This is a genomic window from Mycobacterium gordonae (genome assembly GCF_017086405.1).
Lineage (GTDB): Bacteria > Actinomycetota > Actinomycetes > Mycobacteriales > Mycobacteriaceae > Mycobacterium > Mycobacterium gordonae_D.
Map to the genome: position 1 here is coordinate 893,141 of NZ_CP070973.1, position 24,530 is coordinate 917,670.

At 68.4% G+C, this 24,530-nt stretch carries 23 protein-coding genes and 3 pseudogenes; 15 read left to right on the forward strand and 11 right to left on the reverse strand.

Going from position 1 to position 24,530, the window contains the following annotated elements; all coding sequences use genetic code 11:
• Positions 1-47 precede the first annotated feature (47 nt).
• A complete protein-coding gene (locus JX552_RS33940) occupies positions 48-200 on the reverse strand; it encodes a hypothetical protein (protein ID WP_431195916.1) in 153 nt (50 codons plus the stop codon).
• Between JX552_RS33940 and JX552_RS03710 the strand changes: the two are divergent.
• A pseudogene (locus tag JX552_RS03710) lies at positions 170-708 on the forward strand (TrmH family RNA methyltransferase). The gene JX552_RS33940 and the pseudogene JX552_RS03710 sit on opposite strands and share 31 nt — an antisense overlap.
• Positions 709-712: 4 nt before the next feature.
• On the opposite strand, the gene JX552_RS03715 reads toward JX552_RS03710, so the two are convergent.
• The 3 genes from JX552_RS03715 to JX552_RS03725 form a co-directional block, all read right to left on the reverse strand.
• On the reverse strand, positions 713-2,377 hold the full coding sequence (locus JX552_RS03715) for a PE family protein (RefSeq protein ID WP_205876156.1): 1,665 nt from the start codon (positions 2,375-2,377) through the stop codon (positions 713-715).
• A gap of 158 nt (positions 2,378-2,535) precedes the next feature.
• A complete protein-coding gene (locus JX552_RS03720) occupies positions 2,536-2,751 on the reverse strand; it encodes a dodecin family protein (RefSeq protein WP_065133334.1) in 216 nt (71 codons plus the stop codon).
• A 17-nt stretch (positions 2,752-2,768) separates the two neighbouring features.
• A complete protein-coding gene (locus JX552_RS03725) occupies positions 2,769-3,728 on the reverse strand; it encodes a LysR family transcriptional regulator (RefSeq protein ID WP_205876157.1) in 960 nt (319 codons plus the stop codon).
• A gap of 23 nt (positions 3,729-3,751) precedes the next feature.
• On the opposite strand from JX552_RS03725, the gene JX552_RS03730 reads away from it, so the two are divergent.
• The 9 genes and pseudogenes from JX552_RS03730 to JX552_RS03770 all read left to right on the forward strand — a co-directional run bounded on the left by JX552_RS03730 (position 3,752) and on the right by JX552_RS03770 (position 12,927).
• Complete coding sequence (locus tag JX552_RS03730; RefSeq protein ID WP_205876158.1) at positions 3,752-4,918, forward strand: XdhC family protein; 1,167 nt, start codon at positions 3,752-3,754, stop codon at positions 4,916-4,918.
• A 32-nt stretch (positions 4,919-4,950) separates the two neighbouring features.
• On the forward strand, positions 4,951-5,841 hold the full coding sequence (locus JX552_RS03735; RefSeq protein WP_205876159.1) for an FAD binding domain-containing protein: 891 nt from the start codon (positions 4,951-4,953) through the stop codon (positions 5,839-5,841).
• A gap of 2 nt (positions 5,842-5,843) precedes the next feature.
• Entirely contained in the window at positions 5,844-6,326 is a 483-nt protein-coding gene (locus JX552_RS03740; protein WP_205876160.1) for a (2Fe-2S)-binding protein, read from the forward strand.
• Complete coding sequence (locus tag JX552_RS03745) at positions 6,323-8,731, forward strand: aerobic carbon-monoxide dehydrogenase large subunit (RefSeq protein ID WP_205876161.1); 2,409 nt, start codon at positions 6,323-6,325, stop codon at positions 8,729-8,731. The genes JX552_RS03740 and JX552_RS03745 overlap by 4 nt, the downstream gene beginning before the upstream one ends.
• Position 8,732: 1 nt before the next feature.
• A pseudogene (locus JX552_RS03750) lies at positions 8,733-9,473 on the forward strand (XdhC family protein); the annotation flags it as partial.
• Between the two features lie 128 nt (positions 9,474-9,601).
• Positions 9,602-10,195 (forward strand): nucleotidyltransferase family protein, encoded by a 594-nt coding sequence (locus JX552_RS03755; protein ID WP_205876163.1) that lies wholly within the window; start codon positions 9,602-9,604, stop codon positions 10,193-10,195.
• Positions 10,192-11,061: an AAA family ATPase gene (locus JX552_RS03760; RefSeq protein WP_205876164.1), complete on the forward strand. Its 870-nt coding sequence runs from the start codon at positions 10,192-10,194 to the stop codon at positions 11,059-11,061. Before JX552_RS03755 ends, JX552_RS03760 begins: the two co-directional genes overlap by 4 nt.
• Before the next feature lie 13 nt (positions 11,062-11,074).
• The gene (locus tag JX552_RS03765; RefSeq protein ID WP_205876165.1) at positions 11,075-11,737 is read left to right on the forward strand and encodes an SRPBCC family protein; all 663 of its coding nucleotides are present in this window, start codon (positions 11,075-11,077) and stop codon (positions 11,735-11,737) included.
• Entirely contained in the window at positions 11,734-12,927 is a 1,194-nt protein-coding gene (locus tag JX552_RS03770; protein WP_205876166.1) for a vWA domain-containing protein, read from the forward strand. Before JX552_RS03765 ends, JX552_RS03770 begins: the two co-directional genes overlap by 4 nt.
• 164 nt (positions 12,928-13,091) lie before the next feature.
• Here JX552_RS03770 and eat read toward each other — a convergent pair.
• Positions 13,092-14,490, reverse strand: a pseudogene (gene eat, locus JX552_RS03775) (ethanolamine permease).
• 8 nt (positions 14,491-14,498) lie between these two features.
• On the opposite strand from eat, the gene JX552_RS03780 reads away from it, so the two are divergent.
• On the forward strand, positions 14,499-15,614 hold the full coding sequence (locus JX552_RS03780; protein WP_205876167.1) for a glycoside hydrolase family 76 protein: 1,116 nt from the start codon (positions 14,499-14,501) through the stop codon (positions 15,612-15,614).
• Here JX552_RS03780 and JX552_RS03785 read toward each other — a convergent pair.
• Positions 15,603-16,277, reverse strand: a complete 675-nt coding sequence (locus tag JX552_RS03785; RefSeq protein ID WP_205876168.1) for a DedA family protein — start codon at positions 16,275-16,277, stop codon at positions 15,603-15,605. The genes JX552_RS03780 and JX552_RS03785 overlap by 12 nt on opposite strands.
• 62 nt (positions 16,278-16,339) lie before the next feature.
• Here JX552_RS03785 and fbaA point away from each other — a divergent pair, with 62 nt between their 5' ends.
• Positions 16,340-17,374, forward strand: a complete 1,035-nt coding sequence (gene fbaA / locus JX552_RS03790) for a class II fructose-bisphosphate aldolase (protein WP_205876169.1) — start codon at positions 16,340-16,342, stop codon at positions 17,372-17,374.
• Positions 17,375-17,450: 76 nt separating this feature from the next.
• Here fbaA and JX552_RS03795 read toward each other — a convergent pair whose 3' ends face one another.
• Positions 17,451-18,269 carry an Rv0361 family membrane protein gene (locus tag JX552_RS03795; protein ID WP_205876170.1) on the reverse strand — a complete coding sequence of 273 codons (819 nt, stop codon included), beginning with the start codon at positions 18,267-18,269 and terminating at the stop codon, positions 17,451-17,453.
• Between the two features lie 40 nt (positions 18,270-18,309).
• Here JX552_RS03795 and JX552_RS03800 point away from each other — a divergent pair, with 40 nt between their 5' ends.
• A complete protein-coding gene (locus JX552_RS03800; RefSeq protein WP_205876171.1) occupies positions 18,310-18,723 on the forward strand; it encodes a DUF3151 domain-containing protein in 414 nt (137 codons plus the stop codon).
• On the opposite strand, the gene JX552_RS03805 is transcribed toward JX552_RS03800, so the two are convergent.
• The 3 genes from JX552_RS03805 to JX552_RS03815 all read right to left on the reverse strand — a co-directional run bounded on the left by JX552_RS03805 (position 18,720) and on the right by JX552_RS03815 (position 21,154).
• Positions 18,720-19,613: a cation diffusion facilitator family transporter gene (locus tag JX552_RS03805; RefSeq protein ID WP_205878188.1), complete on the reverse strand. Its 894-nt coding sequence runs from the start codon at positions 19,611-19,613 to the stop codon at positions 18,720-18,722. The genes JX552_RS03800 and JX552_RS03805 overlap by 4 nt on opposite strands.
• A gap of 128 nt (positions 19,614-19,741) precedes the next feature.
• The gene (locus JX552_RS03810) at positions 19,742-20,494 is read right to left on the reverse strand and encodes a site-2 protease family protein (protein WP_205876172.1); all 753 of its coding nucleotides are present in this window, start codon (positions 20,492-20,494) and stop codon (positions 19,742-19,744) included.
• Between the two features lie 27 nt (positions 20,495-20,521).
• The gene (locus JX552_RS03815; protein ID WP_205876173.1) at positions 20,522-21,154 is read right to left on the reverse strand and encodes a peptidase M50; all 633 of its coding nucleotides are present in this window, start codon (positions 21,152-21,154) and stop codon (positions 20,522-20,524) included.
• Positions 21,155-21,242: 88 nt separating this feature from the next.
• Here JX552_RS03815 and JX552_RS03820 point away from each other — a divergent pair, with 88 nt between their 5' ends.
• Both JX552_RS03820 and JX552_RS03825 read left to right on the forward strand, forming a co-directional pair.
• A complete protein-coding gene (locus JX552_RS03820; RefSeq protein ID WP_205876174.1) occupies positions 21,243-22,541 on the forward strand; it encodes an adenylosuccinate synthase in 1,299 nt (432 codons plus the stop codon).
• Positions 22,542-22,555: 14 nt separating this feature from the next.
• On the forward strand, positions 22,556-23,197 hold the full coding sequence (locus JX552_RS03825) for a PaaI family thioesterase (protein ID WP_205878190.1): 642 nt from the start codon (positions 22,556-22,558) through the stop codon (positions 23,195-23,197).
• Here the strand turns inward: JX552_RS03825 and JX552_RS03830 are convergent.
• A complete protein-coding gene (locus JX552_RS03830; protein WP_205876175.1) occupies positions 23,194-24,516 on the reverse strand; it encodes a PPE family protein in 1,323 nt (440 codons plus the stop codon). The genes JX552_RS03825 and JX552_RS03830 overlap by 4 nt on opposite strands.
• Positions 24,517-24,530: the final 14 nt, after the last annotated feature.

A 24,530-nucleotide genomic window follows, 5' to 3' on the forward strand; every position in this document is an offset into this window, starting at 1 on the left:
CGGATTCCCAACCGCGCCAAGGCCGTTGGTCCTAGAAGCAGGTTCTTTTATTGAGACTTAACCGGCCTCATCTTGAACGAGACTTCCCGCTTGATCCGGTAGGTGATCTTGCCGGTGGCGTCCACGGCGAGGTCCTGCTCGATGACCCCGGCCACCCGGATGTCACCGAGTGGGGTGCCCGGCCACGGGCGTCCGCCCATGGCCCGGGGCGTTGCCCGACGACCCGGGCCACGTCCCAGATCGGTTGCACGACGGTGATTCTCGCAATGTCGTCGACGCCTACCGGTTCTGGACCCGGAACGCCATCATCGCCGACATCGACCCGCGCCGGCACCCGCTAATCAGCGCGATCGAGAACTTCGGGCACGACACCAACGACGGCTCGGTGGTGCGCACTGCCGACGAGTTGTGTCAACACGACAGCACCGCCGAACTGATGCAGTTCGCGGCCGCAGCCGGTTTGGCGTTGGTTGCCGTCGACGACGTCGCCGGGGCGGCCCGGCTGGGAGAGACCTTGCTACCGCGGGAATGCCTGTTGGTGTTCGGACAGGAAGGTCCGGGCATCACCGACCACACCCGCGCGGGTGCGACCGTCATCGTGTCGACCGCCCAGTTCGGCTCCACCCGCAGCACCAATGCCGTTGTGGCAGCGGGCATGCCATGCGCGCCTGGGTCCGCCAACACGGTGACCTGACGCGCGCCTGGTAGGTTCTCAGCCAGGCAGGCCGTCGCTGCCGGCTTTCCCTGCGGTGCCGGTGTTGCCAGCAGCACCATTGCCGCCGTTAGTAGGGCCGGCGATCGAGCTCGCGATGCCACCGGCACCGCCGGCTCCGCCAGTGCCGCCTGAACCGCCTGTCGCGCCGAGGCCGGCCGCACCGCCGGCCCCCGATCCGCCGAACAGTCCTCCGGCCCCACCAGCGCCGCCGTCTCCGCCGTCTCCGCCGTCTCCGCCGGCGCCACCGTCGCCGCCGTTACCGCCGTTACCGCCCATGCCGCCGATCCTGCTGCTGCCCGGAACGCCCCCTTGGCCCCCAGGGCCGCCTTGAGCGCCATTGCCGCCTTGGGCAGCGTGGCCCCCGGCGCCACCTGCTCCGCCGTTGCCGAAAAGGAGCCCACCGTGGCCTCCTGCTCCGCCGGCGCCACCGTCGCCTCCATGGCCGCCCGCGGCACCGACACCTCCGGTACCGCCGGCGCCGCCGGCACCCGCATTGGCACCGCCGCCGCCGGTGCCGCCGGGTCCACCGGCGGCACCGATGCCACCTGTCCCTCCGGTACCGCCGGTCCCGCCTGCGCCGAGAGGCGAGTTGAGACTGACTATCCCGTTGCCACCGCGACCGCCGGCACCCCCGGACGCACCGGCGCCGCCGGCCCCACCGGTTCCACCCGACCCGGCGACAGCCGCCGGATTCGACCCGGTGATGTCTCCGCCGCCTCCGCCGGTGCCACCGGGAGCTCCGATGCCGCCGGTTCCGCCTGTCCCCCCATTGCCTCCGATGATGGCGGCCTTGGCCCCGTTCCCGCCCGCGCCGCCGGCCTGACCGGTGTCTGCGGTGCTGACGCCGCCGGCGCCGGGGCCACCTGCGCCCCCGGTAGACCCGAGATTTTGGATGATGCCGTCACTGCCGGCGGCCGCCGGGGCACCTTGGTTCTGCAGTGGTGTGGGGTTGACGGCGTTGGCGCCGGCCGCGCCGAGCCCGCCGTTGCCGCCGGCTCCGCCCTGACCGAACAGCCCGGCGGCGCCGCCCACGCCGCCGTTGCCGCCGTTACCGCCGGCGACGACGGCATTGCCGCCCGCGCCCCCTGCTCCGCCGGCACCGAACAGCAGGCCCCCGGCTCCGCCGTTACCGCCGGGCGCACCGGGCGCACCCACTCCGCCCGCGCCGCCGTCGCCGAACAGCCCGGCCGCGCCGCCGTTTCCGCCGCGGGGATTCGCCAGACCGCCCGAGCCGCCCTTGCCGCCATTGCCGAAAAGCAGCCCGCCCGGTCCGCCGGCCTGCCCCGTTCCGGGGGCGCCGTCGACGCCGTTGCCGATCAACGGCCGGCCTAGCAGCGCCTGGGTGGGCGCGTTGATCAGGCCGAGCAGAAGCTGCTCGGCGTTGGTGGCCTCGGCGCCGGCATAGGAGTCCGCGGCGGCGGCGACGGTCTGCATCAACTGGGCGTGGAAAGCCGATGCCCGGGTGCTGATCGCTTGGTAGCCCTGCCCATGTGCGCCGAACACCGCCGCGATGGCCGCCGACACGTCGTCACCGCCGGCAGCCAGGATCGCGGTCGTTCGTTCCGCGGCGGCCGCGTTGGCGGCATTGATCACCCGCCCGATACCGGCCAGGTCCGTTGCCGTCTCGGCTATGGCTTCGGGAAACGCAGCGACGAACGACATGGCCCGGTCCTTCCCAACAACCCGGCAAAAGCCCGCGCGAACGCACGAGTCGCGCTCGTGGGGCAGACGTTATCACCGCTGAACCGATTGGGCCAGATGTTTCTTCTGAATCGGATTCCCAACTGCCCCTAGGGTGTTCGTCCTAGAGGCAGATTCGTCTATTGCGGCTTGGCAGGCCTCATCTTGAAGGAGACCTCGAGCTTGATGCGGTAGGTGATCTTGCCGGTGGCGTCCACGGCGAGGTCCTGCTCGATGACCCGGGCCACCCGGATGTCGTCGACGCTCTCCCGCGCCCGCTGTACCGCCTCGGTTGCGGCCTGCTCCCATGACGTGGGGCTGGTCCCGATGATGTCGATCACCTTGTACACGCTCATGGGGGTAAAGCGTATAGCTAACTCCACAAGGTGACGTGCACCTTCGGCCGGAACCGCGTCACGCCGACCCCGCTGCCGCGGATCATCGCCTGGATGCACCTCGGCGTGGTGATGAAACGGACCAGCTCGGACACCGCCGGCTGGCGGGCCGAGGGTGCCAACGTCATCGCACACCACTCGCCGGCCTGGTCCAGTCCCGGCCCGGTGACGTGTGTCAACCGACCGGCGGCCAGGTCTTTGGCCACCGCGAAGCCAATGGTCAAGGTCGCACCCCCCACCCGCAGCACCTCTTCCAGAGCGGCGGCGTCGCTCTGAAAGATCCGCTGTTGCGACTCCGGAATCGCCAAGCCGCCCAACATATTTGCGATCTCACCGTCCGCACTGCCGGCCGAAGGTCCCAGCATCCACTGCTGCTGGCGCAGTAACCCGGGCGTCGGAATGCCCACAGCGAGCGGGCTTTCCGGTGCCACCACGGTGATGAGCTGATACTTCAGGAACGGCCGCACGAACAGATCGGCACCGACCGAACTCTCGCTAGCGGGTCCGATCGCGATGTCCACCGCCCGCGACCGGATCAGGTCGCGGAACTGACTCGTCGGATGCACGCTCAACTCCACGGACAGGTCGTCGGCCCGGGACGAGAACAGTTCGATCAGTCCAGGTGCGGCGTGCTCGGCGAAGGTGCTGGATGCGGCGATGTGCAGCAGCCGCCGACCGTGGGCGGCCTCGGTGACCTCGATCGCCGTTTGTTGTTGCAGCCCCAGGATTTCCACCGCCCGGCTGGCCAGCCGCAACCCGCCCGGGGTGAACGCCAACCCGGCTCCGGTCCGGGTGAACAACGGGTCGTCCAGTTCCTTGCGCAGCGCGGCGACGTGCATCGAGATCCCGGCGTCTGACATGCCCAGCTCAGCGGCCGCGGCGCGCACCGAGCCCAGCCGCACCACCGCCGAATAGGCCCGAAGTTGAGCCGGGGTCATAACGATGAGCCTACGTTGAGAGCATGCGTGACGTGCTTGCCGATCTGATGCCGATCTGGCGCGCAGGCGATACCGCCGGGCTGGCGACCGTGGTGCGGACCATGCGTTCGGCCCCGAGACAACCGGGTGCCGCGATGATGGTGGCGCCCGACGGCTCGGTCAGCGGATCGGTGTCGGGTGGCTGCGTGGAGAGCGCGGTTTACGAACTGGCCACCGAGGTCGCCGGAACCGGGGTGCCGAGGCTGGAGCGCTACGGCATCAGCGATGACGACGCGTTCGCGGTCGGTCTCACGTGCGGGGGCACCATCGACATCTTTGTCGAGGCGGTGTCGCAGGCGACGTTCCCCGAACTCGGCTCGGTGGCCGCCGACATCGATGCGCACCGGTCGGTGGCCGTCGCGACGGTCATCGCCCATGCCGATGCCCAGCGGGTCGGCCGCCGGATCGTCATCACTCCCGAGGACACCGCGGGCTCGTTGGGCGCGGCCCGCGCCGACGCCGCCGTCACCGACGATGCCCGCGGCCTGCTGGCGCTGGGCCGTACCGGAATCCTGGAATACGGACCGGAGGGTCAGCGTCGCGGTGAAGGCATGCAGGTCTTCGTGTCCTGTTTCGCGCCGCGACCACGGATGCTGGTCTTCGGCGCGATCGACTTCGCCGCCGCTGTCGCCCGCCAGGGCACCTTCCTCGGCTATCGGGTCACCGTGTGCGACGCGCGCCGGGTCTTCGCCACTGCGGCGCGCTTCCCGACCGCAGACGAGGTCGTCGTCGACTGGCCGCACCGATATCTCGCCGCGCAGGCGCAGGCCGGAGCACTGGACCGGCGCACGGTGATCTGCGTGCTGACCCATGACCCGAAGTTCGACGTGCCGGTGCTTCAGATCGCGCTGCGACTGGACGTCGGCTACGTGGGGGCGATGGGATCGCGCCGGACGCACGACGACCGGATGCAACGGTTGCGGGCCGTCGGGCTCACCGATGCGGAGCTGGCCCGGCTGTCCAGTCCCATCGGGCTGGACCTGGGGGCCCGCACTCCCGAGGAGACCGCGGTCTCGATCGCCGCCGACATCATCGCCCGCCGGTGGGGCGGGGGCGGGCGGCCACTGGCCGAGATCGTCGGCAGGATCCATCACGACGCAACGGACGCCCAGGTCGAGAGCGAGTTAACGGATCGCTTAACTCGGCATTGACGCCCCTATGTGGCGGGCAGACACTTCACGGCATGCAAGTACCTGGGCCCTTCGAATACGAACGCGCGACGAGTGTGGACCACGCCATCGGACTGCTGGACCGGCTGGGGGAGGAGGCGCGCGTGGTCGCCGGCGGACACAGCCTGCTACCGATGATGAAGCTGCGCATCGCCAACCCCGAATACCTCATCGACATCAACGACCTGGCACCCGAGCTGGGCTATGTGATCACCGATCCGACGCTGGTCCGGATCGGTGCGATGACCCGCCATCGCGAGATTCTGGAATCCGACACGCTGGCCGCAGTGTGCCCGATCTTCCGCGACGCCGAGCGTGTGATCGCCGACCCGGTGGTGCGCAACCGCGGCACCTTGGGTGGTTCGCTGTGCCAGGCGGATCCCGCCGAGGATCTGTCCACAGTGTGCGAAGTGCTCGACGCGGTATGCCTGGTGCGCGGGCCCTCCGGGGAACGTGAGATCCCGATCGACGATTTCCTGATCGGCCCGTATGAAACCGCGGTGGCCCCGAACGAGATCCTCATCGAGACGCGAATCCCGGTGCGGCACCGGACGTCCAGCGCCTACGCGAAGGTGGAACGCCGGGTAGGCGACTGGGCGGTGGCGGCTGCGGGGTCGGCCGTCACGCTCGATGGCCACGACATCGCCGCCGTCCGGGTGGGACTGACCGCGGTGAACCCGGACCGTGCCGCGCTGGCGGAACTATCGGCGGCACTGGTGGGCAGGCCACCTACCGAAGAGACATTCGCCGAGGCCGGCCGGCTGGCCGGGCAAGCTTGCGAACCGGTGACCGATGTCCGTGGCACCGCGGACTACAAGCGGCACCTGGCCGGCGAACTGACCATCCGAACCCTGCGCAGCGCCGTGGCGCGCGTGCGCAATCAACCTGAGCCGGAAGGGAACTGACCATGCAGGTCAACATGACCGTCAACGGTGAACCGGTCAGCGCCGACGTGGAGCCACGAATGCTGCTCGTGCATTTCCTGCGAGACCAATTGCGGCTCACCGGAACTCACTGGGGATGTGATACCAGCAACTGCGGAACCTGTGTGGTCGACGTCGACGGCGTGCCGGTCAAATCGTGCACCATGCTGGCCGTCATGGCCTCCGGTCACAGCGTGCGCACCGTCGAGGGGTTGGCGGGTCCGGACGGAGCGCTGGACCCCGTGCAGGAAGGATTCATGCGCTGCCATGGTCTGCAATGTGGATTCTGCACGCCCGGCATGATGATCACCGCCCGCGCGCTGCTGGACCGCAATCCCGATCCCGACGAAGAAACCATCCGGGAAGCCATCTCCGGGCAGATCTGCCGCTGTACCGGATACACGACGATCGTGCGGTCCATCCAGTGGGCCGCCGAGCACTCCCAGACCGAGGCGACGACATCATGACCACTTTCAAAGACGGGGCATCCCGTCCTCCTTCCCCCGAAGACACCGCCGACAACGACCAGAAGCCATGCGGCTACGGCCGGATGCTGCGCAAGGAGGATCCCCGGTTCATCCGGGGCCGGGGACGCTATGTGGACGACGTCGTGCTGCCGGGCATGCTGCACCTGGCTATCCTGCGGTCACCGTTCGCGCACGCGAACATCGTCAGCATCGATGTGACTGCGGCACAAGCACACCCGAAGGTAAAGGCGGTGGTGACCGGTGCCGACCTGGCCGCCAAGGGCCTGGCCTGGATGCCGACACTGTCCAACGACGTGCAGGCGGTGCTGGCTACCGACAAGGTGCGCTTTCAGGGTCAGGAGGTGGCGTTCGTCGTCGCCGAGGACCGGTACTCCGCCCGCGACGCCCTGGAACTCATTGACGTCGAGTACGACCCGCTGGACCCCGTCATTGATGTCCGGCGTGCGCTGGATCCGTCCTCGCCGGTGATCCGGACCGACCTGGACGGCAAGACTGACAACCACTGCTTCGACTGGGAGACCGGTGATGCCGCGGCGACCGAGGCGGCATTCGCCAAGGCCGACGTGGTGGTCAAGCAGGAGATCGTCTACCCGCGGGTGCACCCGGCGCCGATGGAAACCTGTGGCGCGGTGGCCGATCTGGACCCGGTGACGGGAAAGCTGACGCTGTGGTCCACCAGCCAGGCGCCCCACGCGCACCGCACCCTGTACGCATTGGTTGCGGGTCTGCCCGAGCACAAGATTCAGGTGATCTCGCCCGACATCGGTGGGGGATTCGGCAACAAGGTGCCGATCTACCCGGGGTACGTGTGCGCGATCGTCGCCTCGCTGGTGCTGGGCAAGCCGGTGAAGTGGATGGAGGACCGCAGCGAGAACCTGACCTCGACCGGGTTCGCCCGCGACTACATCATGGTCGGCGAGATAGCCGCCACCAATGACGGCAAGATCCTGGCGATCCGCACCAATGTGCTGGCGGACCACGGCGCGTTCAACGGCACCGCGGCGCCGGTGAAGTATCCGGCCGGCTTCTTCGGCGTCTTCACCGGAAGCTATGACCTCGAGGCCGCCTATTGCCACATGACCGCGGTGTACACCAACAAAGCGCCCGGCGGGGTGGCCTACGCCTGTTCGTTCCGCATCACCGAGGCGGTGTACCTGGTGGAGCGGCTGGTGGATTGCCTGGCCTTCGACCTGAAGATGGATCCGGCGCAGTTGCGGTTGCGAAACCTGTTGCGTCCCGACCAGTTCCCCTATCGGAGCAAGACCGGCTGGGTCTACGACTCCGGCGACTACGAAACCACTCTGCGCAAGGCCATGGACATGATCGGTTACGACGCGCTGCGGGCCGAGCAGGCCGCCAAGCGCGAGCGTGGCGAACTGATGGGCATCGGCATGTCGTTCTTCACCGAGGCAGTGGGCGCCGGACCGCGCAAGGACATGGATATCCTCGGCCTGGGCATGGCCGACGGCTGCGAGCTCCGGGTGCACCCCACCGGCAAAGCCGTGGTGCGGCTTTCGGTGCAGACCCAGGGCCAAGGGCACGAGACGACGTTCGCGCAGATCGTGGCCGAGGAGCTGGGCATCCCGCCCGAGGACATCGACGTGGTGCACGGCGACACCGACCAGACCCCGTTCGGGCTGGGCACCTACGGCAGCCGATCCACCCCGGTGTCGGGGGCGGCGGCAGCGCTGGTGGCCCGCAAGGTGCGTGATAAGGCGAAGATCATCGCATCCGGCATGCTGGAAGTCTCGGTGGCCGACCTGGATTGGGAGAAGGGCAAGTTCCACGTCAAGGGCGACCCGGCCGCGGCGGTGACCATCCAGGACATCGCGATGCGTGCGCACGGCGCCGGCGATCTGCCCGAGGGCATCGAGGGGGGCCTGGACGCGCAGATCTGCTACAACCCGTCGAACCTCACCTATCCCTACGGCGCCTATTTCTGCGTGGTGGACATCGATCCCGGGACGGCCGTCGTCAAGGTGCGCCGCTTCCTCGCCGTCGACGACTGCGGCACCCGGATTAACCCGATGATCATCGAGGGGCAGGTGCACGGCGGCATCGTGGACGGCATCGGGATGGCACTGATGGAGATGATCGCCTTCGACGAAGACGGCAATTGCCTCGGTGGTTCCCTGATGGACTATCTGATCCCCACCGCGCTCGAGGTGCCGCACCTCGAGACCGGCTACACCGTCACACCGTCGCCGCATCACCCGATCGGCGCCAAGGGCATCGGCGAATCGGCCACCGTGGGATCGCCGCCGGCGGTCGTCAACGCGGTGGTGGATGCGTTGGCGCCGTTCGGGGTTCGGCATGCCGACATGCCGCTGACGCCGTCGCGGGTGTGGGAGGCCATGCAAGGCCGGGCCAGGCCGCCGATCTGACATGACCAGCATGAGCAACCGAGCCCGGCAATTGCGGGAAGCGCGCACGCCCTTCGTGTATGCGACGGTGGTGCGTGCCGAACAGCCGACCTCGGCACGCGCGGGTGACGAGGCAATCTTGTTGGCAGACGGCACCATCGAGGGTTTTGTCGGGGGCCAGTGCGCGCAGAGCTCGGTCCGGAAGGCCGCGCTGGGTGTCCTGCAGGCCGGCGAGAGCGTGCTGCTGCGAGTGCTGCCCGACGGCGACGTGCACTTTCCGGAGGCTCCCGGCGCGTGCGTCGTGGTCAATCCGTGCCTGTCCGGCGGATCGCTGGAAATCTTCCTGACGCCGCAACTGCCGGCGCCGCTGATCCGGATCTACGGCGAGACGCCGATCGCCGACGCGCTGCTGCAACTGTGCGGGGTGCTTGGTTACGACGCGTGCCGCGAGGCAGAACTGGCCGACGCCAGTGCCGTGGTGATCGCCAGCCACGGCGGTCCCGAAGCCGAGATCATCCGTGCCGCACTCGATCACGGGGTCGGCTACATCGGGCTGGTGGCCAGCAAGGTGCGCGGCGCCTCGATCCTGAGCGGTCTGCACCTCACCGACGCCGAACGGTCCCGCATCCACACCCCGGTCGGGGTGCCGATCGGGGCTAAGACGCCGGCGGAGATCGCCGTGGCCATCGCGGCCGAACTCATCGCGGCGCTGCGCGACGGCGGCCTGACGCGCGCGGTGAGAATTGACGAAGCCCCCGGTTCGGCCGTCGACCCGGTGTGCGGCATGACGGTGAGAATCTGCCCGGGCACCGAGCACCTGTCGGTCGGCGATGTCGAATACTGGTTCTGTTGCGCCGGATGCCGCACGACGTTCGCCGCGAAGGCAGGCGCATGACCGCGCTCGGTGTGACCGGTGTGGTGCTGGCGGCTGGAGCATCCCGTCGGCTGGGCCAGCCGAAACAGGTGCTGCCCTATCGTGATACGACGGTGCTGGGGGCGACGCTGGACGTCGCCCGCGCCGCCGGCTTCGACCAGTTGATCGTCACGCTGGGCGGTGCGGCTCCACTGGTACGCGAGCGGGTGGTCCTGGACGGCTTCGACGTCGTCACCGCCGACGACTTCGGCGCCGGCTGTTCGGCGTCGCTGCGGGTGGCGCTGGACGCGGTGGACCCGGGCTCGACGGGCATCGTGCTGATGCTCGGTGACCAGCCGGGGATCGATTCGGCCGACCTGCGGGCCATCGGCGCCGGTGGTGCCGGTGGTGCCGACATTATGGTGTGCCGCTACAGCGACGGGGTGGGCCATCCATTCTGGTTCAGCCGCAGCATGTTCGGCGACCTTTCCGGTCTGCACGGCGATAAGGGCGTCTGGAAGCTGATCGAGTCGGGCCGCCACCCGGTGGGCGAGCTGCGCGTGGATCGTCCCGTCCCGCTCGATGTGGACACCTGGGCGGACTACCAACGACTGTTGGCGACCGCGCCGTGATTCTGCACAGCCCCGGCGAGGTCGCCCGTCTGTTCGACGCGAAGGGCTACCTGCTGGACACCGGGACGGCGTCGGCGATCTACCTCGCGGTGCAGCTGGGCAGGCCGCTGCTGTTGGAGGGTGAACCCGGTGTCGGTAAAACCACCGCAGCCAAAACCCTTGCCGCGGTGCTGAATACCAGCCTGATCAGGCTGCAGTGTTACGAAGGTCTCACCGCCAGTGAGGCGCTCTACGACTGGAATTACCAGCGTCAGCTGCTGTCCATCCGACTGGCCGAGGCCGGTGGCGCCGGCATGACGGAGAGCGAGCTCTACACCGAGGCATACCTGGTCGACCGGCCGATCCTGCAGTGCGTGCGCTTCCGGGGTTCCGCGCCGCCGGTCTTGCTGATTGACGAAATCGATCGTGCTGACGATGAATTCGAGGCGCTGTTGCTGGAGTTTCTCGGTGAGTCCGCGGTCACTGTCCCGGAGCTGGGCACGTTCGTCGCGCAACAACCGCCCATTGCGGTGCTCACCTCCAACCGGAGCCGCGACCTCCACGATGCATTGCGGCGGCGGTGCCTCTACCACTGGATCGACTACCCGGAGTCGGCACGGGCCGCCGCGATCGTGCGCCGTACCGTACCCGGGGCGACCGCGCCCCTGATCGAACATGCCACCCAATTTGTCGGCGCTGCAAGAGGACTGGATTTGGACAAGCCCCCGGGAGTGGCCGAGACGATCGACTGGGTCGCCGCCCTGGTGTCGTTGGGTGTGGCGGACCTGGCCGACGAGTCGGCGTTGATCAGCCTGGGAGCGCTGGCCAAGACACCCGACGACCGCACAGCGATCCGCGATGCGTTGGTGGAGTACACCCGAACATGAAAGGACTGCCTCGATGAAGATCGCCAATCAGTTCACCGTCAGCGCGCCGATCGAAGAGGCGTGGGATGTGCTCTGCGATCTAGAGAGGGTGATCCCGCTGATGCCGGGTGCACAACTGGTCGGTCAGGAGGGCGAGGACTACCTGGGCAAGGTCAAGGTCAAGGTGGGGCCGGTCACCAGCGAGTTCACCGGCAAGGTGCACTTCGTCGAGCAGGACCGCGCCCTGCACCGCGCGGTCTTCGACGCCAAAGGCAAAGAGGCGCGGGGCACCGGGAACGCGGCGGCCACCGTCACCGCCCAGTTGCAGGCCGCGGGCGAGCGCACCAACGTCACCGTCGACACCGACCTAAAAATCGTCGGAAAGCTGGCGCAGTTCGGCAGCGGGATGCTGCAACAGGTTTCGGAGAAGTTGCTGGGCCAGTTCGTGGAATCCCTGGAAGCCGAGTTGGCCGCCAACGGCGCCACCGACGTCTCGGCGGCCGTCAACGGCGAAGAGCCCATCCCGGCCTGGCCGGTCAACCCTGTACCGGGCACCCGGCAGGCCCCGGAACCCGAGCCCATCGACCTACTCGAACTGGCCGGCGGCGATCAGCTGAAGAAGTACGGCGCGGCAGCGGCGGCGGTGCTCGCCGTGCTGGCCTTGCTCTGGCTGCTCCGGCGGCGCAACCGCGAGTGACTACCCCGGCCCTGCTGCGTGGCGTCGATCTGGCGGCGTTCGCGGTCGCCCTGGTGGCGCGGCTGCGTATCGCTGGTGTGTCCGTATCGCCAAGCGGTCAAACAACTTTCGTGCAGGCGCTGCAGCATCTGGCACCCGGCGAGCGGTCGTCACTGTATTGGGCCGCGCGGCTGAGCCTGGTCAATCGGATGGACGATCTGAGTGCCTTCGACGCGGTGTTCGCGGCCGTGTTCGGCGCCGGCGCGGCGGACGGGCGGGACAGCCCTTCGCTGCCGCTGCCGGGACCTCGCACTCCGGCGGCTGGGATCGTGCACCGCGGCGGCGTCCGGTCCAGCGCCGCCACGCAGCACTTGCCCTGGGCCACCGGAACCCCCGGCGGATCAGACGGTCACGCCGGTGTCCAGTTGCCGGAGTTGGCGCCCAGTCGCATCGCCGCGTTGACCGACGAGCCGTTCGACCGGTTCGATCCCGACGACTTGCGACTGCTCGGCGACTGGCTACGCCGATCGTTGCCGCACTGGCCCACCAGACGTGCCCTGCGATTCCAACTCAGCCCGCACGGCAAGCGGATCGATCTGCGCGCCACCATCAATGCCTCCCGCTCGACCGGTTGGGAGACCATCACCCTGGCGCGAACCCGACCGCACCGGCGGCTCCGACGGGTGGTGCTGGTCTGTGACGTAAGCCGGTCGATGCAGCCGTTCGCGACGGTGTACCTGCATCTGATGCGGGCGGTGATGGAGCGCCGGACGGGGATGCGGCCCGAGGTGTTCGCCTTCTCGACCTCGTTGACCCGCCTGACCGCGGTGCTGTCCCACCGGTCGACCGAGGCGGCCCTGGAACGGGCCAACGAACGGGTGACCGATCGCTACGGCGGAACCTTCATCGGTCGCAGCCTGAACGCGTTGCTGGCCGCCCCTGGCCACGGCAGCGCCGTCCGCGGAGCGGTGGTGATCATCGCCTCCGACGGCTGGGACAGTGATCCGCCGGAGGTGCTCGAACACGCGCTGATCAGGCTGCGCCGCCGTGCGCACCGGCTGGTATGGCTCAATCCCCGCGCGGCGCAACCTGATTACCAACCGCTGGCCGGTTCGATGGCTGCGGCGCTGCCGTTCTGCGATCTGTTCCTGCCGGGGCATACGCTGACCGAGCTGCAACAGGTGCTGTGGCTGCTGGCCGATCCGAAATAGCATTTCGGCGGTGGCAGTCGTCGCCGATGCCGTGCCCGGCGAGGCGGGCCGAGGAGGCGGAAAGCCGATCAGCCGACGGGTGCAAGCGCCGGGAATGCGCGGTCTTCGATCACCACCGGCCCACCGGGTTCGGTGGGCGGCTCATTCCACCGGACCTCGGGAATCTAAGTCGCCAGTTGCTCGTCCGGTGCGCTGGTGATCAACCGATGCCGGCTGTAGAGAGCGAAATACAGCAAAAAAGCCGCAGAACACACCCAGGCAACACACGGCGGCCAGGGCGTCGACCAGGAAGGTGGCGATCAGCGCCAGAATCGCGACCACCAGCGCGAATCCGGTGGTGAGGATCCCGCCGGGAGTTCGGTAGGGACGGTCCAGTTCCGGTGCGCGGGTGCGCAGCACGATATGGCTCACCATGATCAAGACGTAGCTGAGCGTCGCACCGAAGACGGCCATGTTGAGCAGCAGATCGCCTTTTCCGGTCATCGACAACGCGAAGCCGATCGCGCCGGGAACGACCAGCGCCAGCGTGGGGGCTTTCCGCGCGTTGGTGATCGACAGTGCCGTCGGCAGGTAGCCTGCCCGGGACAGGGCGAACAGTTGCCGCGAGTACGCGTAGATGATCGAAAAGAAGCTGGCTATCAGGCCGGCCAGTCCGATGTAGTTGACGGCCCTGGCCGCGCCCGCCGGCCCGAGCGCCGCGACCAGCGGATTGCCCGACGTCGACATCGCCTGCGCGCCACCGGATCCGGTGGTCAGCAGCAGCACCAGCGCACACGTCACCAGGAGTACCGCGAAGGCCGCGGTGATGCCGCGGGGGACGTTGCGGGCCGGATGCGCCGTCTCCTCGGCGGCCAGCGGCACACCCTCGATCGCCAGGAAGAACCAGATCGCGAACGGCAGCGCCGACCACACGCCGAGGTAACCGTGCGGCAGGAAAGACGACGCCCCGACCGCGTCCGAGGGCGCGATCTCGGTCAGGTTCGCCAGGTTGAAGCGTCCGATCGCGGCGACGGCGAACACCGCGATGCCCGCCAGCGCCACGGCGGTGATCGCGAACATGACTTTCAGCGCTTCCCCCACGCCGGCCAGGTGGATCCCGATGAACAGCGCGTAGATCGCCAGGTAGACGTACCAGCCGTCCCGGATGCCGAACAGCCCCAGCGACTGCACGTAGGCGCCGATGAAGGTGGCGATGGCGGCCGGCGCGATCGAGTATTCGATCAGCACGGCGGTGCCCGTGGCGAAGCCGCCCCACGGTCCCAGCGCCCGCCGCGCAAACGTGTACCCACCACCCGCGGTCGGCAGCGCCGAGGACAGTTCGGCCATGCCCAGGACGAGAGCCAGATACATCGCGGCGACCACGGTTGTGGCGATCACCAGTCCACCGAACCCGCCGCGCGCCAATCCGAAATTCCAGCCGGAATAGTCGCCGGACACCACATAGCTGACGCCCAGTCCCGCCAGTAGCAACCAGCCGGCGCTACCGGTCCTCAGTTGCCGCTTTTCCAGGTAGGTGCGCGGCTGCGGGTGGCTTTCCACTGCGCTCCAACGGTAGGGCAGGATCGGCAGGTATGGATCAGGTATGGGCGAACCGGGCCGCCACTTCCGAAACCGCCGTCACCCAACGTAACCTGCGGCGGCTGTGGGGCTTGCCCGGCACTCAGCTGGGGGTGGTCGCCTGGCCGTCGGACCGCAAGGACCGGATGTTCGGCACGTGGCACTACTGGTGGCAGGCCCATCTGCTGGACTGCCTCATCGACGCGCAGTTGCGCGACCCGCAGCCGGAGCGGCGCATCCGGATCAACCGGCAGATCCGCTCGCACCGGTTGCGTAACACGCTGCGCTGGACCAACAGCTACTACGACGACATGGCGTGGCTGGCGCTGGCCCTCGAGCGGGCCGCCCGGCTGGTGGGGGTGGAACGCAGCCGCGCCCTGCACACCCTGGCGAAGCAGTTTGTCGACGCGTGGGTGCCCGAGGATGGCGGCGGCATCCCCTGGCGCAAGCAGGACCAGTTCTTCAATGCCCCCGGCAACGGCCCGGCGGGAATCTTCCTGGCCCGCTACGGGGGGCAGCTGCGGCGCGCCCAGCAGATGGCCGACTGGATCGACGAGACCCTGATCGACCCCGACACCAAGCTGGTGCTCGACGGCATCAAGGACGGGTCGCTGGTGCGCGCGCAGTACACCTACTGCCAGGGTGTGGTGCTCGGGTTGGAGGTCGAGCTCGCCAAGCGCACCCATGACGATCGGCACCGGCCCCGCGTGCACCGGCTGGTCGCGGCGGTCAAGGAGCACATGGCCCCCAAAGGTGTCCTCAAGAGTGCCGGCGGCGGGGACGGCGGTTTGTTCGGCGGCATCACCGCTCGCTACCTGGCCCTGGTCGCCACCGATCTGCCGGGCGACGCCGCGGAGGATCAAGCCGCCCGCGACACCGCCCGCGACATCGTGCTGTCGTCGGCCAAGTCGGCCTGGGACTACCGCCAGACGGTGGACGGCTTGCCGGTGTTCGGCGCTTTCTGGGACCGCGACGCCGAGATACCCACCGCCGGCGGTCAGCAGGCGCAGTTCGTCGAGGGCGCGGTCAACAGTTCGGCGATTCCCGAGCGGGACCTGTCGGTACAGCTGGCGGGCTGGATGCTGATGGAGGCCGCGCACAGCGTCGCGATGGTCAAGTCAGTCGGATAACGGCAGTTCTTCGGGAGTCTCTTCGGGCGCCTTGCGCCGGGACCGGTAGCCCCGGAACGCCGCGATGAACGCGGGGATCATCGACACGAACAGGATGCCCAGAATGATCTTTTCCAGGTTCTGGTTGACGAACGGCACGGTGCCCAGGAAGTAACCGGCCACGGTCACGCCGCCGCCCCACAGGACGCCGCCGACGATGTCGAACGCGAGATACACCGGGTAGCGCATGTAGGAGACACCGGCGATCACCGGGGTGAACGTCCGCACGAAGGGCATGAACCGGGCCAGGATGATGGCCCATGACCCGTACTTTTCGAAGAACGCGTGTGACTCGGTCACGTAGTGCTTCTTGAAGAACCGGGAATCTTCCTTCTTGAACAGCGCCGGGCCGATGCGCCGGCCGATGAAGTACCCGGTCTGGTCGCCGAGGATGGCCACCACCGCGACGGCGGGCGCCAGGACCCAGATGTCGAGGGTCCCCTTGGCGGCCAGCAATCCACCGGTGAACAGCAGCGATTCGCCGGGCAGCAGCGGGAACAGCAAGCCCGTCTCGACGAAGACGATGACGAGGATCGTCGGCAGCACCGCGGAGGCGAACAGACCCTCGGGGCCGATCCAGAACATCGGGTCGAGGATGCTGCCCGACGCTGACACGGTGCTCATGGTGCTTCAACATACCGGCGTTGCAATACTGAGCTGACCAAGTTCCGTACAAGGAGTCCTCCATGCCTATCGCAACGCCCGAGATCTATGCCGAGATGTTGGGACGTGCCAAGGAGAATGCGTACGCGTTCCCGGCCATCAACTGCACTTCCTCAGAGACCGTCAACGCAGCCATCAAGGGCTTCGCCGACGCCGGCAGCGACGGGATCATCCAGTTTTCGACCGGCGGCGCGGAATTCGGCTCCGGCCTCGGAGTCAAGGACATGGTGACCGGCGCCGTGGCGCTGGCCGAGTTCACCCACATCATCGCCGCGAAGTACCCGATCAACGTGGCGTTGCACACCGACCACTGCCCCAAGGACAAGCTGGACACCTACGTGCGTCCGCTCTTGGCGATCTCGTCGGAGCGGGTGAGTTCGGGGGCCAACCCGCTGTTCCAGTCGCACATGTGGGACGGTTCGGCGGTCCCGATCGACGAGAACCTGGAGATCGCTCAGGAGCTGCTCAAGCAGGCCGCGGCCGCCAAGATCATCCTGGAGATCGAGATCGGCGTGGTCGGTGGCGAAGAGGACGGCGTCGCCAACGAGATCAACGACAAGCTCTACACCACACCGGAGGACTTCGAGAAGACGATCGAGGCACTCGGCCACGGCGAGCACGGCCACTACCTGCTGGCCGCCACGTTCGGCAACGTGCACGGCGTCTACAAGCCGGGCAACGTCAAGCTGCGGCCGGACATCCTGGCCGAGGGGCAGAAGGTGGCTGCGGCCAAGCTCGGCCTCGGTGACGACGCCAAGCCGTTCGACTTCGTCTTCCACGGCGGCTCGGGCTCGGCGAAGTCGGAGATCGAGGAGGCGCTGCGCTACGGCGTGGTGAAGATGAACGTCGACACCGACACCCAGTACGCGTTCACCCGGCCGATCGCGGCGCACATGTTCTCCAACTACGACGGTGTGCTCAAGGTCGACGGCGAAGTGGGCAACAAGAAGGTCTACGACCCGCGCAGCTACCTCAAGAAGGCCGAGGCGGGCATGACCGAACGCGTCATCGAGGCCTGCAACGACCTGCACTGCGCCGGCAAGTCCCTGGCCAGCTAGTTCCCCTCGCGAGCAGACGCAAAAGCCCCCTTCTTGGCGCGGAAAAGGGGGCTTTTGCGTCTGCTCGGCAAGCTAGTCAGCCGGACTGGCAGATCTTCCACTGGTCGTCGCGGAATTGCAGGTCCAGGCTCCGGGTGGAGCGGGTCTGCGGGTCATAGGCCATGAACGTGGTGATGTTGGCCTCGGCGTGCTGACCGTTGACGACGACCTGGTCGATGCTGGCGATCACCGGGTACTGCTTGGCCGCCGACACCCGCTGATAGGTCTCTGACCACGCCTTCTCGTCGTATTCCACGTACCCGTCACGGGTGGTGCCGCAGGTGATGGTGCGCAGCGCGGTCAGGTCGCCGCGCTGGACCGCGATGTCGAAGTTCTGGATGGTCTGCTTCACCTGGTCCTCTTGCGAGGCCTTCGAGTGCTTGCTGCGCGTCAGCAGCACGGTGCCGAAGATGGCGATGGCCGCCAGCGCCAGGACGATCACGACTACCGCCAGAACCCAGCCCCAGTTACGCTGCTTGGCCCCCGGCTTGGCTCCGCCCCGAGGAGGAATCGATTGGGGCACTGCGGTTTTCGGTGGCAGCGGCGGGGCCGGTGGCGCCGGAGGGTTGCCCCCCGCCGCCGGGCGGGTCTGGAAGGCTTCGGTGGCCGCGTCCTGCGAGGTGGCGATCACCTGCGTTTCTTTCGCGTCGAACCCGGGCGCCGTGAAGCGCCGCTCAGGCTCCGGTTGTGCTGGCTCCGAACCCTCGTCCGGGCGGCGGGTGGCGATCACCTGAGTCTCGGTCTCCGGGTCACCGGCGATCAGGGCCTCGGTGGGCTCGGCGTCGGCGTCGCGCTCGGCGTCGGCCTGGCCGCTGGATTGTGTGCCGTCGCGGTCGGACTCCGGTGCGTTGGGCATGCGTGCAGCTTAACCGAGCCGCATTGGCAGAATGGGCGCCATGACGCCCACCGGTGACCTCCTGGGACCTGATCCGATCCTGCTGCCCGGCGACAGCGAGGTCGAGGCCGAGCTGCTTGCCGGGGAGAAGCCGGGCATCGTCGCCGCCGCCCACCCTTCGGCGTCGGTGGTCTGGGCGGCTCTCGCCGAGGAGGCGCTGGCCGACGACAAGGCGATCACGGCGTACGCCTATGCCCGGACCGGGTATCACCGGGGGCTGGACCAGCTGCGCCGTAACGGTTGGCGCGGTTTCGGCCCGGTGCCGTACGCGCACGAGCCGAACCGCGGATTTCTGCGCTGCGTGGCGGCCCTGGCCCGTGCCGCGGACGCCATCGGGGAGACCGACGAGCACGGACGGTGCCTGGATCTACTCGACGACTGCGATCCGGCGGCCCGCGCGGCGCTGGGGTTCTAGAACGTCTCTTCGCAGTGGCCGTCCGGGCAGTCGATCTGCACGGTGGCGTGGTTGAGCCCGCGGGCAGACAGCAATGCCCGCGCGTCGCTCAGCACCTGCGCGGAGTCGGTGGTGCTGGTCAGGTGGGCGGTCACCATGTCCTTGCCTGGGGAGAGCGTCCAGACGTGCAGGTCGTGGACGTCGGTCACGCCATCTAGGCCGCCCAGCGCCGATCGCAGTTCGTCGACGTCGACGTGGGCCGGCGAGGACTCGGACAGGATGCGCAGCGCGGAACGGGCCAGCGCGATCGCCCGGGGCAAGACCCACAGCGCGACCAGGACGGCCACCACCACGTCGGCGTAGGGCCAGTGCGTCGTGACGGTTACCACACCGGCAATCAACACCCCGATGCTGCCGACAGTGTCAGCGACGACCTCCATGTAGGCGCCCTTGACCGCCAGGCTCTCCTCGGAGTGTGACCGCAGCAGCATCGCCACTGCGAAATTGGCGGCGACACCGGCCAGCGCCACCACGATCATCGGCACCCCGGGCACCGACGGCTTGCTGCCGAGCCGCTCGACGGCCTCGTAGAGGATGAACAGCGCGACCCCCACCAGCAGTACGGCATTGGCGACTGCGGTGAACACCTCGGCGCGATGCCAGCCGTAGGTGCGGTCCGGTGACGAACTGCCTCGCCGGGCGAGGATGACGGCGACCAGCCCCATGAACACCGCGACCACGTCGGTGAGCATGTGGCCCGCGTCGGCCAGCAGTGCGATCGAGTTGATCAGCAACGCGGTGGTCAGTTCGATGACGAAGAAGGTCGCCAGGATTCCCGCGGCGCCGATCATCCGGGGGATCATGCGCGACGAGTCCGCCTGAGCGGGGGTGTGACTGTGTCCGGCGCCCATGGCCAGTAATATATGCGTAACCATGCATATATGGCAATAGGTAGTGGTGCCCGGCGCGACACTGACGCTACGCAGACGACACGCCGCGAACGGTGTACCTACGTTCAAAGTCGCGCAGGTCCGGCCGCTCAGGTCAGGGCGCTCCAGAAGCGGGTGAGCGCTCCGCCGGCGATCGACAGCCGCGGCGGTACCCCGGAGAGCTCGAAAAGCCAGTAGACGATATCGAAGAACCACCGGTTCAGCCCCGGCGCCAGCAGCACGACCAGCAGGATGAACAGGCCGAACTGCTTGGCCGGTGCCACCGCGCGCTGGGTCTGCGGACTCAGATGTGGTTCCACCGCGTCGTAGCCGTCCAGGCCCGGGATCGGCAGCAGGTTCAGCACCACGGCGGTGACCTGCAGAAAGCCCAAGAAGGCCAGTCCTGCGGCCAGCACCAGATGCTTGGGATCGTAGAAAACCCTGGTGGCACTCAGCAGCAGCACCGCCAGCCCGAGGTTCATCGCGGGCCCGGCCAGACTCACCAGGGTGCGGCGCAGGGGCGTCATGAACGAGGTCTGCAGGTACACCGCCGCGCCCGGTAGGCCGATCCCGCCCAACGCGATGAAGATCATGGGCAGCACCAGCGACAGGCCGAGGTGGCTGTAGCGCCGCGGGTCCAGGTTCAGGTAGCCGCGCACCGCCGCGTCGTGATCGCCGAAGCGCCAGGCGGTGTAGGCGTGTCCGAACTCGTGCAGGCATAACGACACCAACCAGCCGGCGATGACGAAGATGAACACTCCGGCATAAGCCAGCGGTCTCACCACCGACCCGGCCGTCCAGGCCAGCGCCGCACCCACGCCCGTCAAGCCGACCAGACCAAGGAAAATCGGACTGGGCCGCACCCCTGAAAACTACTGCAGCTACCGCGACTACCGAACCAGCAGCCAACCCTCGACATGGCGGTAGAACGTCGAGCGTCGCACCGGGCGCGGGCCGGGGACCCCGTCGCGCACCACCACGGCGCCCATCGTGCCCAGCTGGGCGGCGCGCCCACTGACCCAGCGGGGCCAGCGCCCGGCTATCGCCGCCCGCAGCCCCGGCAGCCGCAGCGTCGGCTCGACCCACGCCCCGGTCACCTCGCCGTCGAAGAGCACGGTGTCATCGACCACGGCCTCGCCCCGAATCGTCGCCGCCTCCTCGGCCGGCCGCCAGCCGCCCCGTCCGACCAGCGCCGTTCCGGTCTCGTCACGAATCAGCGGCACCCGGCCCGCGGTGCCCCGCAGCGCCCGTCGGGCCGCCCGACGTCCGGCCGGTAGCCGGTAGACGCGGGTGGCCCGGGTGCGCCTGCGCGGCGCATAGGCCACCTCCATGTCGAGTCGCTCGGCACGCAACAGCCGGGTGAGCAGCGCGGCCAGATCGGCGTCCGAACCCACCACCACTACGCGCCGGCAAGCCCCGATCTGGTCGTGGTCAAAGGTGGGCAGACCGCGCAATATCGGGGGCAGGCGAGCGTCGTGAGACACCGACACCGCAACACCCGGCGCGTTCTGACCCGCATTCATGACACTCCTTCCGAACCGCTCGGTAGGGTAGGTCACCGGCTGGACCACAATAAGCGGCCCAACCTGCCAGACGAGTTGGGAGCACGTCATGCCGGCAATCGTCCTCATCGGAGCCCAGTGGGGTGACGAGGGTAAAGGAAAAGCAACCGATCTGCTCGGTGGACGAGTGCAGTGGGTGGTGCGCTACCAAGGGGGGAATAACGCCGGGCACACCGTGGTGCTGCCCACCGGCGAGAACTTCGCCCTGCACCTCATCCCGTCGGGCGTGCTGACGCCCGGCGTCACCAACGTCATCGGCAACGGCGTGGTGATCGACCCCGGGGTGTTGCTCGACGAACTCAAGGGTTTGGAAGACCGCGGCGTCGACACCTCGAAATTGCTGATCTCCGCCGACGCGCATCTGCTGATGCCCTACCACGTGGCCATCGACAAGGTCACCGAGCGCTACATGGGCAGCAAGAAGATCGGCACCACCGGGCGCGGCATCGGGCCGTGCTACCAGGACAAGATCGCGCGGATGGGCATCCGGGCCGCAGACGTGCTCGACCACGCGCAGCTGCAGCACAAGATCGAGGCCGCCCTGGAGCTGAAAAACCAGATCCTGGTCAAGATTTACAACCGCAAGGCCCTCGAGCCCCACCAGGTGCTCGAGACGGTGCTGCAGCAGGCCGAAGGGTTCCGCCACCGCATCGCCGACACCCGGCTGTTGCTCAACAACGCTCTCGACGCGGGCGAGACGGTGCTGCTGGAAGGGTCGCAGGGCACCCTGCTCGACGTCGACCACGGCACCTACCCGTACGTGACGTCGTCGAACCCGACAGCCGGGGGGGCCGCCGTGGGCTCGGGCATCGGCCCCACCCGGATCGGGACCGTGCTAGGCATCTTGAAGGCGTACACCACCCGCGTCGGGTCCGGCCCGTTCCCGACCGAGCTGTTTGACGAGAACGGCGAATACCTGTCCAAGACGGGCGGTGAATTCGGGGTCACCACGGGTCGGCGACGCCGGTGCGGCTGGTTCGACGCCGTCATCGCCCGCTACGCCACCCGCGTGAACGGCATCACCGATTACTTCCTGACCAAGCTCGACGTGCTGTCCAGCCTGGAAACCGTGCCGGTGTGCGTCGGCTACGAGATCGACGGCAAACACACGCCGGAGATGCCGATGACCCAGAGCGACCTGTGCCGCGCCACGCCGGTCTACGAGGAGTTGCCGGGCTGGTGGGAAGACATCTCCGCCGCCCGCGAGTTCGAGGACCTGCCCGCCAAGGCGCGCGATTACGTGTTGCGGCTGGAAGAGCTTGCCGGAGCTCATGTTTCGTGCATCGGGGTGGGGCCGGGACGGGATCAGACCATCGTGCGACGCGACATTCTGGCGGCCCGGGCGTGACGCACTACACCTCGCTGAGTCCGCAAGGTGATCCCCGAGACGAAGATCCCGAATACGAACACCACGGCGGCTTTCCGGAGTACGGCCCCGCCAGCCCGGGACCAGGATTCGGCAAGTTCGTGGCAACCATGCGCAGGCTGCAGGACCTGGCCGTGTCTGCCGATCCCGGCGACGACGTCTGGGACGAGGCGGCTGAGCGCGCCGCCGCACTCATGGAGTTGCTCGAGCCGTTCGAGGCCGACGCGGGGGAGTCGCCGGCCGGCCGCACCCCGGACCTGCCCGGCATGGGCAGCCTGCTGCTGCCGCCCTGGAAGCTCACCCGCTACGCGCCGGACGGCATCGAGATGACCGGGCACTTCAGCCGGTTTCACGTCGGGGGTAACTGGGCGGTGCACGGCGGCGTCTTGCCGCTGCTGTTCGACCACACCTTCGGCATGGTCTCGCATGCCGCGGGCAGACCGATCAGCCGAACGGCTTTCCTTCATGTCGACTACCGCAAGATCACGCCGATCGACGCACCGCTGACCATCCGCGGGCGGGTCACCAGGATCGAGGGCCGCAAGGCGTTCGTGTCGGCGGAACTCACCGACGCCGACGAGACGGTGCTGGCCGAGGGCAACGGCCTGATGGTGCGACTGCTGCCCGGCCAGCCCTAACCCTGGTTCGGGTTAGGCGGCACCACGATGATGGTCGCGCCCGGGATCGCCGCCAGCGTCGCCGCCAGATTGGCCACCACACCCGGTGGCAGGCCCTGCGGCAAGCCTGGGAAGTGTGCCGCGGTGGCGGCGGCCGGGATCGCGGGTGCGCCGGCGGCCGGCCTGGCGGCCGCGGCGGTTCCGCCCGTGCCGCCGGCCGCCGGCTGCGCCGGGTCCGACGACGGAGCACTCCGTGCCGCCAGCGCGGCGAGGCTGGTTCCAGCCAGACCGGCCGCCGCCAGGCCGGTGTAGCCGCCGGTGTCCTCGCCGCTGGTCAGGTACATCGGCGTGCTGTTGGGGAACATCGCCGCGACCTGGCGCACCGCCGGCGGCATGTTCCACGTCGGTGGCACGGAGAGGCCGCCGATACTGCTGGAGTAACCCGAGAGCGCGGAGATCGGCGACTGGGGCGGGCTTGCCAGTCGTTGTCCACCGAGTGGCGAAGGACCTGACCGGCGAGGAGGTACACCGGCGGCACTGTCGGCCGCCTCGGCTTCCTCGAGGCTTTGCTCCTTCTCGTCTTCATCCACCACGTCGTGGCGATACACCTCACCGAGCTGAACTCCGGACACCCCCAGAGCGGCCGCTGAGACGCCAACAGCCGCAAGCACCAGCACGTCAAGATCCTCGAAGGGGTTGGGTATGTCCGAAAACGGCGAGGGCAGCAGCGACTGCAGGGTGGGCAGCACGCTCGTTTCCGCCGGCGCCGCCGCCGCGGCTGCTGCTGCTGCCGCTTCGCCGATCAGTACGCCTTCACCGGTGGTCGCCGGCGGCGAGGTGAAGGGCGCGAGCTGGGCGGCGGCTTGCGAGTTGCCGGCGTAGCCGTCCATGGCGACGATGTCCTGGGCCCACATCTCGCCGTAGTCCGCCTCGGTGGCGGCGATGGCCGGCGTGTTCTGCCCGAAGATGTTGGTCTGTATCAGCGACATCGTGGTGCTGCGGTTGGCCGCGATGGCCGCCGGGGGCACCGTGGCCGCATACGCGACCTCGTAGGCGTTCGCGGCGGCCAGCGCCTGCGCCGCTGCCTGCTCGGCCTGGGCGGCTGTCGCCCGCATCCAGGCCACGTAGGGGGTCGCCGCTGCGGCCATCGTCAGTGACGACGGGCCGAGCCATTCCTGACTGGTGAGGCCGGAGAGCACCGAAGCGTAGGACTCCGCCGTCGCGTTCAGTTCGTTGGCGAGCCGTTCCCAGGCGGCCGCCGCCTGCATCAGTGGAGCCGAGCCGGGCCCGCAATAGATTCTGGCCGAATTGATTTCGGGGGGAAGCGCCCCGAATTCCATGCCCAGCAAGGTCC